We start from the raw sequence: 17,574 nt of genomic DNA on the forward strand, positions 1-17,574 counted from the left end.
CTTGGAGTTGCCGCACCGCTCGATTCTTAGGATAGTCTGGTTGAGGGCGTTTCTGAAGGCTAGAACGATGCATGACGTGAGTAGTCCGTATGTGATGGGAAGCGATCGCCTTCTCTTTCGTCCTTTCACTCAATCCGACGCGTCCCTGATTTACGAACTGGATAGCGACCCCGATACCATGCAATTTATCTCTAAGGGGAAAGCAACACCCTTAGAGCGCATTGAGCAAGAGATTCTTCCTAGATGGCTGACCCACTACGATCAACCCCTTCCCATCGGGATGTGGGCCACTTACGAAAGCAAGTCTGAAGCTTTTATCGGGTGGATGTGCATCAAACCCGATCGCTTTATCCCTGAAATGGAGCTAGGGTACCGTTTCAAGCGACCATTCTGGGGCAAAGGCTATGCCACAGAAGGTTCAAAGCTTCTGATTAATCAAGCTTTCACGGTAGGAGGACTCGATCGCCTGACGGCCCACACCCTGGAATACAATCACCGCTCTCGACGGGTCATGGAAAAGTGCGGCTTCCGATTTCAATATTCCTTCGTCTACGACGAAGAGGTGCTACCCGGTTGGACAGAGCAAGAACGGCAGGCCGTGCGGTATGGCCTCAGCCGCAAGGAGTGGAAGGCACGGGCCTGAGCCATCTAAACTTCCACTTTTTGGCTAGACATATCCGGAACTGGAGTACCCGTAATCTCGTGATAAATCCTAATGTACTCGCGGGCCGACAATTCCCAGCTGAAATTCTGCTTCATGGCACGGGTTTGCAAGTCTGACCAGTACTCCTTATAGCGGAATCCTTCCCAGGCTCGCACCATACAGGTAAAGAAATCCAGGGGTTCGTAGCGGTCGAACGAGTACCCCGTTCCCGTATGTAGAGCCGGTTCATGGTGCTTCACTGTATCGACCAGGCCTCCCGTGCGCCGCACGATAGGGATGGAACCATAGCGCATAGCGATCATTTGGCTAATGCCGCAAGGTTCAAACCGTGAGGGCATGAGAAATGCATCAGTACCGGCATAAACGCGGCGAGAGAGGGTTTCGCTGTAGAGTAGTTGCACCGCAACACGGCCCCGGTTACGGGAAGCAATTTGCCAGAGTTCGGTTTCGTAGTAGCGATCGCCCGTCCCCAACACTAATAACTGCGAATCGGTATAGGCCAGAAACCGATCCATCGCCTGAACGATTAGATCCAACCCCTTCTGCTCTACCAGTCGAGAAACAATCCCCATCAGAAAGCGGTTTGGATTGACCTCTAACCCTACCTCCTCCTGTAGCGCTGCCTTATTAGGCACACGGTCCTCTAAAGTTGAAACCTCATAATTCTTGAACAAATACGGATCCGTTTCAGGATTGTAGGTATCGGTATCAATCCCATTCAAGATGCCCACCAACTTACCGCTAATGAAGGAAAGCAAACCCTCAAGGTTTTCTCCATAGTCCGGCGTCTGAATCTGACGAGCATAGGTAGGCGACACCGTCGTTACCTTATCGGCAAATTGCACCGCCGCCGCCATGGTGTTGTGCCCCTGCATGTAGGGAGGGCACCAAGTCATCTGCTCCAGTTGAGGACGTGACGGCCCCTGATAGGCCAAATTGTGGATGGTAAAGACCGTGCGGATATCGGGCGACTGATACATCCATACCGGAATCATGCCCGTGTGCCAGTCATGGCAGTGAATCACATCCGGCTTCCAGTAGTTCCAGGCAAACTCTGCAGCTCCATTCGCAAACAAGGTAAACCGCCAGCCCTCATCCTCCCCGGCATAAATGCGTCGGCTGTCAAACGCCCCATGCTTCATCAAATAAAGAGGAACATCGGTTTCCGGCAAAACAGTTTCAAAGATCTGAAAGTCTTGAAACATCGCATTACCTGACCAAACCGGTGTCTGCGGCACCTTCACCCGCCCCACGAGCGAACTGTAGAAGGGCAGGATGATACGGACATCGTAGCCATGCTTCCGCAAGACTTTGGGTAAAGCTCCGATGACATCGCCCATTCCGCCAACTTTGGCAATGGGAGCAGCTTCTGCACCAACAAACAAAATTCGCATGGGATAAGCTTCCGGAGAAATGGAAGAGCCGGGAAGCCTCGAGCAAGGGCTCCGAAACACACCCGATCGTTGCAGGTTGAAGAACAACCTAATCAACCCTACCAAGTTTCGGCTCGATTAGAGGGAAAGCCCAGAAAAAACCTCTGCGATGCCTAGATATTTTGTGGTGGATGCTGGGTAAAACCCAGCATCCACCACAAAATATCTAGTAGGCTGAGGCGTAAGTTCGCCACCCATTTTTTGTGTAGGGTGCTTCGCACCCTACACAAAAAATGGGTAATAGATTTCGCTCTAGCGTACTAGACCCAATAAGCCAGAAGCGGATAGGCACTTAGCACCCATCCGCTTCTGGTTTTATGTCCCCCGGTGCGAGATTAGATTACCCGCGCTGAATCGTCGCCAGAATTTCATTCAGGATGTCCTGAGCACCCTGCTCTCGGAGTTGCAGAGCCAGGTCAATTCCTAGCTGATCCGCCTGTTCTGCGGGGCCAGAAACACTACCCTTGACCACTTTCTTACCATCCAGAGCGGCCACTAATCCCGATAGGGTGAGGGTATCCCCTTCCAGCACCGTGTTCACCCCAATGGGCACCTGACAGCCCCCTTCCAGTTCCCGCAGGAATGCGCGCTCAGCATAACAACGCAAAGCGGTAGGACGGTGCTCCAGAGCCTTGAGCAGGTTTAGGATTTCGGTATCGTTGGTGCGGCACTCGATGCCTAGAGCACCCTGGCCCACAGCGTGAAGGGAGATTTCAGCCGGGATGACTTGGTGGATGCGATCGCTCATACCCAAACGATGCAACCCAGCCACCGCCAAGATCAGTGCATCATACTCACCCGCATCCAGCTTGGCCAGACGGGTGTTCAAGTTACCCCGCACATCCTTGAAGGTGAGGTGGGGATAGTGGTGGCGTAGTTGGGCCAAACGGCGCAGGGAGGAGGTCCCAATGACCGCTCCTTCCGGCAGTGTATCCAGTTGCTTGTCGAGATGAGAAGCGTGAAGCACTAAAGCATCAGCAGGGTTTTCTCGCTCGGTGACACAGCCCAGCATCAGACCCTCAGGCAGACGAGTCGGCAGGTCTTTGAGAGAGTGCACAGCAAAATCGATGTCGCCATTTAACATGCCGACTTCTAATTCTTTGGTGAATAGGCCTTTGTCACCAATTTTTGCCAAGGCTACATCCAGGATTTTGTCACCCTGGGTGCTCATCGTTTGGATTTCAAAGGTGCGATCAGGATAGGCTTTTTGTAATTCTCCGTGAACCCAATGGGTCTGGACCAGAGCCAGTTGGCTTTTACGGGAACCAATGCGGATTGTCCGGGGGAAGCTTGCAACCATCGGTTAAGAAGTGTTTAGAAAATCAGCGGAATATTAAGCAACATCGCGCTTTTGACCATATATCAGCTTACCGCAGTGGGGCACGCAAGCATCGAGTTGATTTTGTTTTGTGACAGGTTTTACTTCATCAAATCAAGGTAATGTGTAGAGTACAAAGCATCCTACAAATCCCGCATGGTAAGGATGTTGCGTATTTTAACGCTGGGGATTTTCCACAACCTCGACTAGAATGGATGTACTACACTACATTTAGTGATAGCTACTTGAATCCCACTGCGGTTCACCCTACATTTTAAGAAATACTGGACGAGGGTTGTCGTGGCCAAAATTGTCAGTCGGAAGCTTCGGGGCGTTCAGCCGGTCTACGACATTGGGCTGGCGAACGATCACAATTTTTTACTTGAAAACGGCTTTGTCGCGTCCAATTGTTTTAATAAATCGCACTCTACGGCCTACGGGTACGTCACGTTTCAGACGGCTTACCTGAAGGCCAATTATCCTGTGGAGTACATGGCGGCTCTGCTGACCGCCAACAGTGACGATCAGGAAAAGGTGCAGAAATACATCAGCACCTGCCTGAGCATGGGGATTGAGGTTGAACCTCCTGACATTAATCGCTCTGGAGTGGATTTCACACCGACGGGTAAAAGTATTTTGTTTGGGTTGTCGGCGGTACGAAATGTCGGAAGTGGAGCGATCGACAACGTTCTGCAAGCACGGGAGCAAGATGGGGCGTTTTCCTCCCTGGCAGATTTGTGTAGTCGGGTCGATCCACGTACCGTGAACCGCCGCGCCATGGAAGCATTAATCCAATGTGGTGCCCTAGACTGCATGGAGAAGAACCGCAACCAGCTGTTGCACGATTTGGAGCTGGTGCTGGATTGGGCACAATCACGGGCACGCGATCGGGCGATCGGTCAGGGCAATTTGTTCGATATGCTGGGCGACAGCGGAGCGACTAGCAACGGCTTTGAAATGGCTCCCAAGGCTCCCCCTGTTGAGGACTTGCCCCAGCAAGAAAAGCTGAAGATGGAGAAGGAACTGCTGGGATTCTATGTATCTGACCATCCGTTGAAGTCAGTTCACCAGGCTGCACGGTTACTGGCCCCGATTAACCTGTCTGACCTGGATGACCAGCACGAGAACACAACGGTGAGTGCCGTGGTGATGCTGACGAGTGTCAAGCTGGTCACGACGAAGAAGGGCGATCGCATGGCCATTGTTCAAATCGAAGACCTGAGTGGCCAGGCGGAAGCGGTGGTGTTCCCCAAATCCTATGCTCGTATCGGCAACTTGCTGACCGAGGATGCCCGGCTAATGGTGTGGGGCAAAGTCGACAAACGGGACGATCGCAGTCAGCTTTTGCTGGATGATGCAGAACCCATCGAAGCCGTGCAACTGGTGATGGTCGAATTGGAACCCCAAATTGCCGAAGATTTTGCCTATCTGCACGAGTTCCGCAATGTGCTGATGAATAACCGGGGCGATGAGAGCAGTTGCAAAACCCCCGTCATCGCGATCATTACCAACGAAAACCGTCGAGAACTGGTGCGACTTGGCCCCCAATTCCGGGTGCAGGACCATGACTCGGTGGTGACAGCCTTAAATAAGGCTGGATTCCGGGCGCGACTTTCCGCTTTGACTAGCGCATAGTTAACCTGTAAAACCATCCAGCTTTTCGTCATGGCAACACATCGACAAAAAGCTGGATGATTTTTATCGGGCTACTGACGGGGCCTGTATCGGAAGTGGAGCCTTTGGATAAGCAATGCGCTGGTGGTTATACTCCTGCCAAACCTTCACGAATACATCAGCGATCATCGGCATCTCTTCACGCAGCAATCCAGAATTCGCAAGCTGTTTATCTTGCCAGCGCGCTTTGAGAATGCGATTGACCATAGCGAGAGCTTCCGTAGGGGTAGCGTCTTTGAGCGATCGCAACGCAGCCTCACAGGAATCGGCCAGCATGACAATTCCCGTCTCCCGCGATTGTGGACTGGGGCCGTCATATTTGAAGTCGGACTCCTTCACCACTAGCTTTGGATTAGCCTTTGCTCGTTCCTGGGCTTGATGGTAGAAATACGCAATCACCATTGACCCCTGGTGTTCTGGGATGAAGGTTCGAACAGCCTTGGGCAAGCGGTATTTCTTTGCCATAGCCATCCCCAAAGTGACGTGCTTTTTGATGATGTCAGCACTCTTCCAGGGATCGTTGATCAGGTCATGCTTGTTAGGGCCACCCATCTGGTTCTCAATGAAGCCCAGCGGATCGTGCATCTTCCCAATGTCGTGATACAACGTCCCAGCTCGCACCAGTTCGACGTTGCAGCCCAATTTGCGAGCTGCTGCTTCGGCCAGGGTAGCGACAAATAGGGTGTGCTGGAAAGTACCGGGTGCTTCTGAGGCCAGCCGCTTCAGCAAAGGGCGATTGGGGTTGGAGAGTTCTGCCAGCCGAATTGGTGTGACTAAGTCAAATAATTGTTCCAGATAAGGGCTGAGGCCAAGAGCAGCAATGCTCCAGGCTACCCCCATGAGTGCCTGGGTCGCGGAAACCGCCAGCACGCTATAAAAGATAGGCGCCGACCATGGGCTTACAATCAAGCTCATGATCAGATAGGTAACGCCCTGAGTTAGGCCTACTGCGCCTCCCAGAAGGGCCAGTTCTTCGCGCGATCGCAACCGCCCCGCCATCATCGCTCCCAACAGTGAGGCAATAACACTGGCGGCTAAGTGTCGCCCTCCCAGATCCATCCCGATCGCTAAGCCTGTCCCCAGTAACGCCACCACCGTCGCCCCCAAAGCAGAGCCATAGAAGCTTCCGACCAGCAGCCCAACCAGAGGCAAGCTCGTCGCGGCAATACCAGCGGTAGCGACCAGAGGTGTCGTTAGAGTCAACAGCGTCACCAGCCCATAATCTCGCCGCCGCAGGCCTGGGTGAAAGCGTCGTTCGACTAATAGAAAAACCCCAATTCCCCCGGCTACCAGGGAACCAAAACCAATCACCCCAACCCAATCAATCACCCGCTCACTCATACCAAAATGATCGAGCAGCACAAATTCCCGCTGAGTAATGGGTTGCCCGGCTTCTACGATAATTTCTCCCCGCCGCACACTGACCATAACGGGTTCTACCTCCCGGGCTGCCTTCTCAGCCAACTGGCGGGTTTGCTCGGGATCTTGGATCAGATTTGCCTCCAGGGTTGTGAGCAGCATTTGTTTGACAATGGGTGCCGCCTCAGGGGGAAGTACCTCTTGAACCTGGAAGGTCACGGCCTGTTCCAACAAATTGGAAGGCAGTCCGGGAGGAATGCCCTGGGTCAGCATCCGCTCTACAATCTGTCGGGCCGTGGATTTTGCCCCTAGCCAGGTAATATCAGGCAAATCGAGGAGTTGTGGAGACAGAAAGGCATCCTGAGCCGGGGGCTCGCTCACAAAGGTTGCACTCGCACTGGCATAAGCTTCGCGCGATCGCTGAATGGTCTGCTTCAGGGCTGAGTAGTCATCCGCTGAGGTGTAGCGGCGATAACTTTGCAGTTCCACAACAGCCAGAGCCTGAGGGGTAGAAGAGTCTTCAATGACTACCGCATTGGAGTTCCCCTCGACCTGCGTCAGAATCGCCTTCCACTCGGGCTCATGGGTCTGCCGCAGATATTGCTGAGTCGACGTTGACAAAATGGTGGGCGACACAAAAGGAAAAGCCCCTGCCTTTAAGCGCAGGGCATCACCTTCATCCATGAGCTGCTGAATTCGCTGATAGATGCGTTGATTGACATCTGTATCAATCCGCAGCACTGGAACTGCACCGATCTTGGCAGATTGACGTTTTTCTTCAGTGGTTTCGCTATCAAAGACGGTCGCAAAATCGGGAGCCCGCAAGGTACGGGGGGAGGTTGTACCGACCGCCAGTTGAGGCTCATTGTAGAGTCGATACCCAATCGTGCTGGATAGAGACACGACTGCCAGAGTGAACAGGGCCACCGAGCTTGCCGAACGCGGACAGGGAGCTTTACGCCCCTTGGGCGTAGAGCAAACAAACTGACTCAAGGAATTTTGTAGCTGCTTAAACCGTGGGAACCACTCTGTGGCTGACTCCGAAGTGGTCTTGCCTGGTCCTGGAGTTGTGGGGTCCCAAAGGGAAGATAGAGCCCGTTTCTGACGATCGCTCGCCAGCAGGCTCACCCAATCTTGAACTCGTCGTTGAAACGATTTCATCAATGCACAAATTCCTTAAGTGCGCAGGAATTACAACCGGCCTGACATGAAAATGCGTTACGACTCGCAACCAACCTTAACGAGTATTAGTATAAGTTGCTCAATCTCAGCGTGCGGGAAAATTTTCTTGATGCTATCCCTGATTACGGCTTAACCATACTTTGGCCTGTCTTAGAAAAGATTTATTCTGGCCTCTAAAGCCAGAAAATAGACTGGGCATCAATTCTCCCCCATGGTAACCAGGTGAGAGCCCAAAGGATAAATTTCTTTAAGAATATCCCAGAAATTTTGACTTCAAAGAACTATTCATAAATCCCGACTGATTCCAATTCGCTTGTCATATTAGGTGAGATATCTATTATGTGAACATCTCATCTCAAAATACCGCTACTTACACACAGCATTTTGCGATCGGGCAAGGCGTATGAGACAGGGTTCCATGCCTCCCACTCTTACCTCGCTCGCTCGGAAATGCTGGACCCCAGTTCTGGATCGACCTGAGTTTGGGTTAGGGATTTTCAGGTGCGCTTTGCCCACTCAAAACGGACACTTCAACTGCTCGAAACTGAGGGTGTATAAGGGTGTACCTTAAAGCTCGCTTAGAAGATTGTTTTTACGTGCGAAGCGCATAGAAAACAACCTTCTAAAACAGCCCCTATTAAACCTCAATTCGGGATAAGCCAATTGCCCTTTTTGGCGTACGCTTGGCGTGCCCATGAAAGGCCCTTAACTCAAACTCAGGTTAGTAAGCATAGGGAACTTCGGGTTCAGGAATCGAGGCTAATTGGCGAGCTTGAATGACCAACTGGCGCTTTCCATTCAGCGTTTCGGTTATCATCTCCCCTTCTACCCGAAACCATTGGTCAGGGGTATAGGCTGTGCGATCGCCCTCCAGCTTCACAGGCATTGCCACCGGATACACATCAGCAGCACAGCATGTAATGACAAACCGTGCCACCATCAAATAGTTCTTCGGCAAGTCAGATGGGTGAATGACAAAGCCTTCTACCTTAGCTGGCAACCCCTGGTAGGCATCGGGTTCGGGATACACACTCAGCGTTCGCACCCAATCAATCAGAGTGCGATCCTCAGGGCGGGTACCGCTGCGAAAGGACTGGGGTTGCGATCGCGTCATCGCCAGCGTATCGGTCACACCCCGGTCTAAAGCTACCTGGCTGGCAAATGCTTGGGGTGCAAACTGCAAACCAAATACGGCCACCGCCACGAGCAACGCACTACTCCACCCAGGGGGAAACAAATTAAAGTGCTGGGTTTGTGGGGTATCGGCGGTTAGGCGAACGTGGCGACTTGTCCCAAAGGCTTGAATTAGGCGAAATACTCCCAGAGCTGAGAGAAACACTCCAGCGACTACCGTCAGCCACACATAGCTGGGGTGCAATAAAACATTAATTCGGCCTGTAACCCAAAACCGCAGTAATAAAACCCCCCATAACAGAATGGCCAGGGTATCCAAAATAAAGCGCCAGGGTAGGCGACTCATAGGATTTTGGGGAGCCAGGGAGGGATAGGTGCGACGACGTGGCATAGGGGAATATCAGGCAGACCTTTAGTAAATGTAGAGATTCACAATCAACGTCAGCAAGAACGTCAATTGCCCTGCCAGGATGAACAGATAGGCGATCGCCCGCCCTCGAAACACCGACAGCATCAAAGCGGTGTTCTTAATATCCACCATAGGACCAAACACCAGGAAGGCCAGCAGGGAACCTGTGGTGAAGGTGGAGGCAAACGATAGGGCAAAGAAGGAATCAACGGTAGAGCAGATGGACACCAACCAGGCCAATACCATCATGGCCACAATTGAGGTAATTTGTCCCTGACCCAGGCTTAACACCACCTCTCGGGGAATCATCACCTGAATAATGGAAGCGATCGCCGTTCCCAATATTAAGACACCGCCCAGTTCGCGCATCTCTTGCACCACGTTGTCGAGCATCATCTGGAACCGCTCGGCTAGGGGCTTGGAAAGGACAGGATTGGGCATGAGGGCAAGCGCGGCTGTAGGGTCGTCCAGCTGAATCGGTCTACCAGGGCCCCCCAGCAGAAACGTACCCGATTGCAGCAAAGGCGAATTGCTCGCCCCTTTCGCCTTACGAGGGCGGGGGGCAGGAGCAGCTCGCGCGACGTCAGATTGAAGTAATGGCCGTAAATCTGCCTGAGCACTGAATACCCAGCCAATAATGGTAGCAATGAGCAGGGTAAAGCCAACCCGCAAGAACACGACTTCAGGTTGACTCCGAAAGGCCGTCCAGGTAGCCCAAAAGACGATGGGGTTGACAGTGGGAGCCGCCAGCAAAAAACCGATCGCCATAGAAGCAGGAGCCCCCTGCGTAATCAGGCGCCGTGCTACGGGCACGTTGCCACACTCGCACACTGGGAACAGAAATCCAATCAAGCTACCCGCCAGCGCCGCCAAAAACGGATTTTTGGGTACCGCCGCCACCAATTTGCGTTCATCCACAAACAGCAGCAGGGCACTGGAAAACAAGACACCCAGTAGCAAAAAGGGTATTGCTTCAACGAGCAAGCTGAAAAACAGCGTCAGAGCACTATTAATTCGATCCATGCGATCGTGCTATACCAGAGCCAAAAAGATCATCCACCCATCCTAGCGGATGCGGCGATCTTATCAGCAAGCAACAGGATCTGACGCCGGCTAAGGCGGCTTGGGAGAATAGCACGCCCTCAAGCCGCATTTTGGTACATCAACCGTTACCCAAATCAACCCTAAACACGTTCATACACAGGTTGATGGGTATGAGATGCAGATTCGGGGCGATCGCTATAAATTCCCATAACGGTATCCAACAACTTCAGCGCATCCGCCTTAGGTCGCTGGAATGAATTGCGCCCAATGATCGAGCCAAAACCGCCGCCCTCATGAATGGCGCGAATTCCATTCAACAGCCCTTCATCGCTATCCGTTGGGCCACCCGAGAAAATCACAATGCGGCGACCATTAAACGCACACTGAACAATGTGACGAACTCGCTCCGCAGGTGTTGAGATCGGAATCTCATGCTTCTCATAAACCTTCCGGGCCGCATCCTGCTCCAGGTGATCCGATGGAATTTTCACCTTAATAATGTGGGCTCCCAGTTGAGCCGCAATCTGAGCCGCATACCCAGTCACGTCTACAGCGGTCTCACCCGCCTTACTCAAGCCAGAACCTCGAGGATATGACCAGACCACCACAACCAGCCCATGCCGCTTCGCTTCTTCGGCATAGGCTCGAATTTGCTGGTACATCTCAAAGCGATGGGTAGAACCGGGGTAAATCGTAAAGCCAATCCCAGCACATCCGAGCCGTAAGGCATCTTGCACACTACCCGTCAGAGCCTGCGTGGGATCGGCTTCATCCAGCAACACATCGTGGTCGTTCACCTTCAGGATAAGAGGAATGTCTCCTGCAAACTCTCGGGCTCCCGCTTCTAAAAAGCCGAGAGGTGCTGCATAGGCATTGCAACCCGCGTCAATTGCCAATTGAAAATGGTAGTGCGGGTCATAGGCTGGTGGATTGGGGCCAAAACTCCGAGCAGGCCCATGTTCAAAGCCCTGGTCTACAGGCAGAATGACCAGTTTTCCAGTCCCGGCTAATTTTCCGTGATTAAGGAGTCGGGCCAAATTGGTGAGCGTGCCGGGGTTATCGCTGCCGTACCAGCTCAGAATCTCTTTTACACGTTGAGTCATCGTTAAGTCCTCAATGCAACCAGATGTGGCGCGTTTGCATACTCGTCCTGCCCCGCAAACAAACGAACCGTGGCACGGCGGGGTAGGCTACCTTCCTTGTAACAACTCAGCTTAGAATCCGACCTCTGTAATGAGGATGGTCTTCTAACGTTCGATAGATGACTTTATAGTTCAGGTTGTTTACGCAAGGCGTGCTTCGAAATGCCTCAAAGTTAGTTTTTCGTGTGTCGGCTGCGAGAAAAGTTAACCTTTCCACCAGCGCTAATGCTGGGACGTTACGCTATAAAACCAGGAAAATGAGCCGGAGCACTCAGACTTCGCGATCGCCCATGCAATTCCCCGTCTACTTAGGATTTGGCTCCTGGAAACTTCATCCACATTTCGTGTTTGAGTCCCTGGGATATGCGATCGCCCTACGATTACTCCTACGAAACATTAAAAAGGACACCATCAGCGCATCCGATCGCAGTTCCGTTATCGTTGGGGGTCTCCTAGGAGCCTTGATAGGAGCGAAAGGATTGGTACTGCTGCAACACATCAATCTGTTGTGGGAGCAGTGGCAGCAATGGCTCCTACTTATCCTGCAAGGTAAGACGGTGGTAGGGGCTTTACTGGGTGCGGTTGCGGGGGTTGAGTTAACCAAAATTTGGATTGGAGTTACCCGGTCTACGGGCGATGCATTTGTGTATCCGCTTATCGCGGGTACGGCGATCGGTCGGGTGGGGTGTTTCCTGACGGGGTTGAGCGATCGCACCTACGGCATTGCCACCCGCCTCCCTTGGGGCGTTGATTTTGGTGATGGGATTCCGCGCCATCCGACACAGCTTTATGAAATTGTGTTTCTGGTGGGGCTGGCAGGGGCGATCGCCCTCCGTAGCCGTTTTCCTCACTATTCGGGTGAGCTTTTCCAACTCTACCTGGCTTCTTATTTGAGCTTCCGTTTCTTCATTGATTTCCTCAAACCCGACTTTCATCCCATTCTGGGCATCAGTTTTATCCAAATCGCTTGTCTGTTGGGGTTGCTATATTGTCTGCGTCAGCTATCGCTACAGGTTTCTCCTCGTTAGTATTTTGGGATTGAACTTGTCCTATGCCCACTCGCCCTTACACTTTCTACGCGCTCACCAATAGTCTGTGCTCCAAGTGCCTGAGTAAAGTAGAGGCAAAAATTATCTTCCAGGATGAGCAAGTGTACCTGGTCAAGCATTGCCCTGAGCATGGACGAGAAGACGTCCTCATTGCTGACGATGCAGAATACTATCGCCAGATTCAAGCTTTCCTGAAACCGGGGGATATGCCCCTGCGGTTCAACACTCCGATCAAGCATGGATGCCCCTACGACTGCGGCCTATGCCCCGATCATGAGCAACATAGCTGCCTGACGTTGGTGGAACTGACCGATCGCTGCAACCTCACCTGCCCCATCTGCTATGCCGACTCTGGCGTGGATGAGGTGAACTCGGCGCACCAACCCCGCCGCCATCGCAACCTTGCTGAAATTGAGCGAATGCTAGACGCTGTTGTAGCAAACGAAGGGGAACCTCAAGTCGTGCAACTGAGCGGTGGTGAACCCACGTTACACCCCGACTTTTTTGCTGTGATGGATCTGGTGAAAGACAGGCCTATTAAGCATTTGATGATTAATACCAATGGGTTGAGAATCGCACAGGATCGGGAATTTTGCGATCGCCTCCGCCAATACCAACCCGGCATCGAAATCTACCTGCAATTTGACAGCTTCGAGGCCGAGGCTCTGCGTGAACTGCGAGGGGCCGATTTGCGGAATGTACGACAACAGGCGATCGCCCACCTCAACGAGTTCAATCTCTCCACCACCCTGGTTGTCACCCTCAAAAAGGGATTGAACGACCACGAAATCGGCAAAATTATCGACTTCGCATTGAAACAACGGTGTGTGCGCGGAGTCACCTTCCAACCCATTCAAATTGCAGGGCGGCTGGAGGGGTTTGATCCAAAGCGCGATCGCTACACCCTTACCGAAGTGCGTCGCGCCATTCTCGAACAAAGCCCACACTTCAAACCCCAGGATATTCTGCCGGTTCCCTGCCATCCCGATTCTTTAGCCATGGCCTATGCACTTAAATTGGGCAGCAAGGTCATTCCGCTTACCGGGATGTTTTCGACGCCAACCTTTGTGGATATGATGCCCAACTCCGTTCTGTATGAACAACATCCCGACTTAAAGCAACGGATCTTCGAGTTGTTCTCGACCAGCCACTCTCCAGCATCAGCCACAACATCCCTTCAACAACTTCTGTGCTGCTTACCGAAAGTCGCTGTACCTGCTGGATTGACCTATGAAAATATTTTCCGAATTATGATTGTGCAATTTCTCGATGCGTATAACTTTGATGTGCGATCGGTGAAGCGATCGTGTATACATATTGCACATCCTGACGGACGCCTAATTCCCTTTGATACCTATAATCTCTTTTACCGAGAGGGAAGCGCTGGATATGAAAAAGTAATTCAGATGCAAAAAGCACACTAATTTCATGTGTACGAAATACGCAAAAAATTAGGGCAAACAGAATCACATCAATATACCCATCAAGATCATGACTGAAGATAGGCCATCCAACGAATTCGTCGAAATTCTTAAAGGCATTGGGTTACTGATTCTACATCACATTCTGGCCGTATCTGTCATTGGTATTGTGGGACTTGTCATTGGCATATTGTTTGGCGAAAATGGAGTCTTTCAGATTTGGGCTATGGGAGCAGTAGGGTTCTTTTTATTGCAATTAGCCTATGTCATTCCATTAGCCCTGAGATTAAAACGCCAGGGTAAAACCGGCATGATGAAAGGCGTTATTATTGGTGCCACAATTACCGCTCTCCTCAATGGGACATGTTCCTTTATGGTCTTCCGAGCAGTGTCGTTTTATTTGTGATCCATGAATCCAGAGAGCTCTGAGCCAAAGAAGGCGGCACTCCTGAGAGTGCCGCCTTTCTTAAAAAGCCCGTGGCGAGGATTGAACTCGCGACCTCACCCTTACCAAGGGTGTGCTCTACCACTGAGCCACACGGGCATGGAGTCGGAATAATAGGCTCTAAGCTCAAAATAACTCAGAGTTAGAGCCTACAATCCAACTGTTTTGTGGATGGGCCGAGCTGGATTTGAACCAGCGTAGGCGTAGCCAGCGGATTTACAGTCCGCCCCCATTAACCACTCGGGCATCGACCCGTTCCTTTCCACAGTTATTAATCCTAGCAATAGATGTGCAGTTTTACAATCAAAATTTCCAGATTTTTTGTTGGATGTGGTGGTTTTACTCACCATACTCAACAGGGATGCGCCAAATATAGCGAGCACACCAAAATAAATTCCAGCGCTACTCAGTAGTGCTGGAACTTGCCTTCAGTATTACGATTGTAACCAAAGCCCGTGACGAGGATTGAACTCGTGACCTCACCCTTACCAAGGGTGTGCTCTACCACTGAGCCACACGGGCAGAGAGTCAGATCGTTAGACTCTAAACTTGGATCACTCTAAGCTTAGAGTCTACAATCTAACATTTCGTGGATGGGCCGAGCTGGATTTGAACCAGCGTAGGCGTAGCCAGCGGATTTACAGTCCGCCCCCATTAACCACTCGGGCATCGACCCGTCTCTTTCCACGATTATTAATCGTAACAACAGGCGTGCAGTTTTACAAGCCTTTTTCTTGAGAAATTTTCGACAGGCTAGTTTGAACAGCTTGCAACGCCTGATCAATTTCCTCGGCGGACACGATTAGCGGGGGGACGAAGCGCACAACTTTGAGGCCAGCAGGCACAAGTAGCAGGCCTTCTGCGATCGCCACCTTTACCACTTCTGCCGCTGTCAGATTCGCCTCTTCCTGAAGCACCAAGCCGTTAATCAAACCCCAGCCGCGCACTTCTTGAATCAGGGTGGGGAATTTTTGGGCGATCGCCTCTAACCCATTCCGCAGTTGCTCACCCCGAGCCATCGCATTCGCCAGCAGATTTTCCTTCTCGATAGTGCGGCAAACAGACAGCGCTACGCCACAAACGAAAGGATTGCCGCCAAAGGTGCTGGCATGGTCGCCGGGTTCGAACACATCGCAAAAAGATTTGCAGAGCATCGCACCAATGGGAATGCCGCCACCCAAACCTTTTGCAGAGGTAAACACATCCGGTTCAATACCCAGGTTCTCGTAACCCCAGAGGTGACCGGTGCGGCCCATGCCCACCTGTACCTCATCCATCAGCAACAGAATGCCCTTCTCATCGCAGATTTCCCGAATCCGCTGGAAGTAGGCGCGATCGCCCGGACGCACACCGCCTTCACCCTGCAAACCTTCGAGGAGAATGGCCGCAACCTGACGGGTGGGATTGTCGAGGGTGGCGATCGCCGTTTCCAGTGCTTCCAGATCGTTATAGGGCACGTAATGGAAGCCGGGCACCAGTGGGTTGAAGTTCTTTTGATACTTAGGTTGACCTGTGGCGGTGATGGTCGCCAGGGTACGGCCGTGGAAGCTGGCGTTGGCCGTCAGAATAATGGGATTTTCGATGCCCAGTTTGGTGTGGGCGTACTTCCGGGCCAATTTAATCGCGCCTTCGTTAGCCTCAGCACCGGAGTTGCAGAAGAAAGCTTTGTCTGCACAGGAATGCTCGACCAGCCACTTCGCCAGGTCGCCCTGCTCGGGAATGTAATAGAGGTTGGAGACGTGGTGCAATTTCTGAATTTGCTTGGTGACGGCTTCCACCATGGCGGGGTGAGCGTGGCCCAGGGTGCAGGTGGCAATCCCAGCCACGAAGTCCAGGTACTCGTTGCCATCGGTATCCCAAACGCGGCATCCTTTCCCTCGCTCCAGGGTTAGGGGAAAGCGGGCATAGCTATGCACCACATATTCATCAAACTCAGCCGGCGAAAAGGCTGACAGGGCTGACGGGGGGATTGGAGCGAGGGTTTCTGGACTCACGGTTATTCCTCTAAACAGATAGTGCAGGGTCACTGAAAAAGTGAATCGTTACAGAAGCTACATTAGCCACATTGGTTTATATTACGGCAGTTTTTTTGAAGGGATGGAGTAGAGGTCAGGGAATGGCGACATAAAGCATCAAGCACTGCGGTTCGTTAAATAAACACCACTGATGACAAGTACCCCCCCGACCAGTAGGGATGGAGCGATGGGTTCTCGTAGGAGCAGGGCCGCGAGGGCGATCGCAAACACAGGCACCAAATTAATAAAGATTGATGCACGGGCAGAACCAATCGCTTTGACACCTTCGTAGTACCAGAGAAACCCAGCAGAGGTGCCCAGGACACCCAAATAGGCTACTCCCAGCCAGGCAACCAGGGGATACGTTGTCCATTGCGTCAGGAAACCCTCCGCCAGAGCCGTGACCAGTAATGCTCCGGTGCCCACCAGGCAAGCATAGGTCGTGGCGACCAGAGGCGAGAGTTCGCCCATGACACGTTTGCCAACGAGCGTATAGATGACCCAGGTGGCGACGCAGCCGAAGATGAGCCAATCTCCATGGCTAATCCCCTCTGCCAGCAGGTTAAGGGGGTTGCCGTGGCCGATGACAATCGCAGCACCGATGAGGGAAAGCCCAATCCCCAATCCTTTGAGCCAGGAGAGCGATTCTTTGAGAAAGAGGGCCCCAACCAGGGCAATCACGGTAGGATTGAGGGCAACAATCAACGCGGCTCGGCCAGCCTCAACCTCTTTCAGCCCTGCGAAGAAAAAGACATTGTAGGCAAAGATGCCGCTCATGCCTAACACTACGATTAATGGAATTTGGCGAGGCTTCAGGGGTGGCAATTTGCCGATCAATTGGCGGGTGAGGAGCAGGAGACAGAGGGAGGCGATCGCAAACCGCAAAAATGCCCCTGAGAATGGCCCCATGCTCTGACTCGCAACCCTTACGGCAATAAAGGTACCACCCCAGATCGCCATGGTTGCCAAAAGCTTGAGATAAACCATCGCCCTACCCCAATTCAGAAACCTCAGGTTTATCGTGTTTTTAAGTGGACTACTTCGTCCGGTCAGGTGAAAGGTATGCTCTCTCAAGAGTTGTATTTCCTGGAAGCGTGCTTTAGAAAGGCCACAGGAAATTGCATCTAGTGGGTCATCTGGCGTGAGTATTGCCATTTCAGGTGGAGCATTTCAGGCCACCAAGGACTGGGTTACAGCCCCAGACCCTCCTAATCGATGCTTAGGTCGTTTAGATCGCGCTCGTTGTCGTCGTGCCGCTCGCTTGCCACCCCACTCAAACGGTGTT

At 52.2% G+C, this 17,574-nt stretch carries 13 protein-coding genes and 4 tRNA genes; 5 read left to right on the top strand and 12 right to left on the bottom strand.

Annotation, left to right across the window (positions count from 1 at the left end; all coding sequences use genetic code 11):
- Positions 1-76: 76 nt before the first annotated feature.
- Positions 77-643 carry a GNAT family N-acetyltransferase gene (locus H6F91_RS07565; RefSeq protein WP_190771077.1) on the top strand — a complete coding sequence of 189 codons (567 nt, stop codon included), beginning with the start codon at positions 77-79 and terminating at the stop codon, positions 641-643.
- Between the two features lie 5 nt (positions 644-648).
- On the opposite strand, the gene glgA is transcribed toward H6F91_RS07565, so the two are convergent.
- The gene (gene glgA, locus H6F91_RS07570) at positions 649-2,058 is read right to left on the bottom strand and encodes a glycogen synthase GlgA (RefSeq protein WP_190771078.1); all 1,410 of its coding nucleotides are present in this window, start codon (positions 2,056-2,058) and stop codon (positions 649-651) included.
- 379 nt (positions 2,059-2,437) lie between these two features.
- Entirely contained in the window at positions 2,438-3,397 is a 960-nt protein-coding gene (gene hemC / locus H6F91_RS07575; RefSeq protein WP_190771079.1) for a hydroxymethylbilane synthase, read from the bottom strand.
- A 318-nt stretch (positions 3,398-3,715) separates the two neighbouring features.
- Between hemC and H6F91_RS07580 the strand changes: the two genes are divergently transcribed.
- Positions 3,716-5,050 carry an OB-fold nucleic acid binding domain-containing protein gene (locus H6F91_RS07580; protein WP_190771080.1) on the top strand — a complete coding sequence of 445 codons (1,335 nt, stop codon included), beginning with the start codon at positions 3,716-3,718 and terminating at the stop codon, positions 5,048-5,050.
- Positions 5,051-5,113: 63 nt separating this feature from the next.
- Here H6F91_RS07580 and H6F91_RS07585 read toward each other — a convergent pair whose 3' ends face one another.
- The 4 genes from H6F91_RS07585 to H6F91_RS07600 all read right to left on the bottom strand — a co-directional run bounded on the left by H6F91_RS07585 (position 5,114) and on the right by H6F91_RS07600 (position 11,320).
- The gene (locus tag H6F91_RS07585) at positions 5,114-7,609 is read right to left on the bottom strand and encodes an HDIG domain-containing metalloprotein (protein WP_190789284.1); all 2,496 of its coding nucleotides are present in this window, start codon (positions 7,607-7,609) and stop codon (positions 5,114-5,116) included.
- 742 nt (positions 7,610-8,351) lie between these two features.
- Complete coding sequence (locus tag H6F91_RS07590; RefSeq protein WP_242035680.1) at positions 8,352-9,155, bottom strand: TIGR03943 family protein; 804 nt, start codon at positions 9,153-9,155, stop codon at positions 8,352-8,354.
- A 21-nt stretch (positions 9,156-9,176) separates the two neighbouring features.
- A complete protein-coding gene (locus tag H6F91_RS07595; RefSeq protein WP_190771082.1) occupies positions 9,177-10,196 on the bottom strand; it encodes a permease in 1,020 nt (339 codons plus the stop codon).
- A gap of 161 nt (positions 10,197-10,357) precedes the next feature.
- Positions 10,358-11,320 (bottom strand): class I fructose-bisphosphate aldolase, encoded by a 963-nt coding sequence (locus H6F91_RS07600; protein ID WP_190771083.1) that lies wholly within the window; start codon positions 11,318-11,320, stop codon positions 10,358-10,360.
- A gap of 329 nt (positions 11,321-11,649) precedes the next feature.
- On the opposite strand from H6F91_RS07600, the gene H6F91_RS07605 reads away from it, so the two are divergent.
- The 3 genes from H6F91_RS07605 to H6F91_RS07615 all read left to right on the top strand — a co-directional run bounded on the left by H6F91_RS07605 (position 11,650) and on the right by H6F91_RS07615 (position 14,235).
- Positions 11,650-12,387, top strand: a complete 738-nt coding sequence (locus tag H6F91_RS07605; protein WP_190771091.1) for a prolipoprotein diacylglyceryl transferase family protein — start codon at positions 11,650-11,652, stop codon at positions 12,385-12,387.
- A gap of 23 nt (positions 12,388-12,410) precedes the next feature.
- Positions 12,411-13,832 (top strand): radical SAM protein, encoded by a 1,422-nt coding sequence (locus H6F91_RS07610; RefSeq protein WP_190771084.1) that lies wholly within the window; start codon positions 12,411-12,413, stop codon positions 13,830-13,832.
- 67 nt (positions 13,833-13,899) lie between these two features.
- On the top strand, positions 13,900-14,235 hold the full coding sequence (locus tag H6F91_RS07615) for a hypothetical protein (protein WP_190771085.1): 336 nt from the start codon (positions 13,900-13,902) through the stop codon (positions 14,233-14,235).
- A 66-nt stretch (positions 14,236-14,301) separates the two neighbouring features.
- Here the strand turns inward: H6F91_RS07615 and H6F91_RS07620 are convergent.
- The 6 genes from H6F91_RS07620 to H6F91_RS07645 form a co-directional block, all read right to left on the bottom strand.
- Positions 14,302-14,373 (bottom strand) — tRNA-Thr (locus H6F91_RS07620).
- A gap of 73 nt (positions 14,374-14,446) precedes the next feature.
- A tRNA-Tyr gene (locus H6F91_RS07625) sits at positions 14,447-14,528 on the bottom strand.
- Between the two features lie 196 nt (positions 14,529-14,724).
- A tRNA-Thr gene (locus H6F91_RS07630) sits at positions 14,725-14,796 on the bottom strand.
- 72 nt (positions 14,797-14,868) lie between these two features.
- A tRNA-Tyr gene (locus H6F91_RS07635) sits at positions 14,869-14,950 on the bottom strand.
- A gap of 43 nt (positions 14,951-14,993) precedes the next feature.
- Entirely contained in the window at positions 14,994-16,268 is a 1,275-nt protein-coding gene (locus H6F91_RS07640) for an acetylornithine/succinylornithine family transaminase (RefSeq protein WP_190771086.1), read from the bottom strand.
- A gap of 138 nt (positions 16,269-16,406) precedes the next feature.
- Complete coding sequence (locus H6F91_RS07645; protein ID WP_190771087.1) at positions 16,407-17,276, bottom strand: DMT family transporter; 870 nt, start codon at positions 17,274-17,276, stop codon at positions 16,407-16,409.
- Positions 17,277-17,574 lie beyond the last annotated feature (298 nt).

Source organism: Leptolyngbya sp. FACHB-8 (genome assembly GCF_014695575.1).
Lineage (GTDB): Bacteria > Cyanobacteriota > Cyanobacteriia > Elainellales > Elainellaceae > Vacuolonema.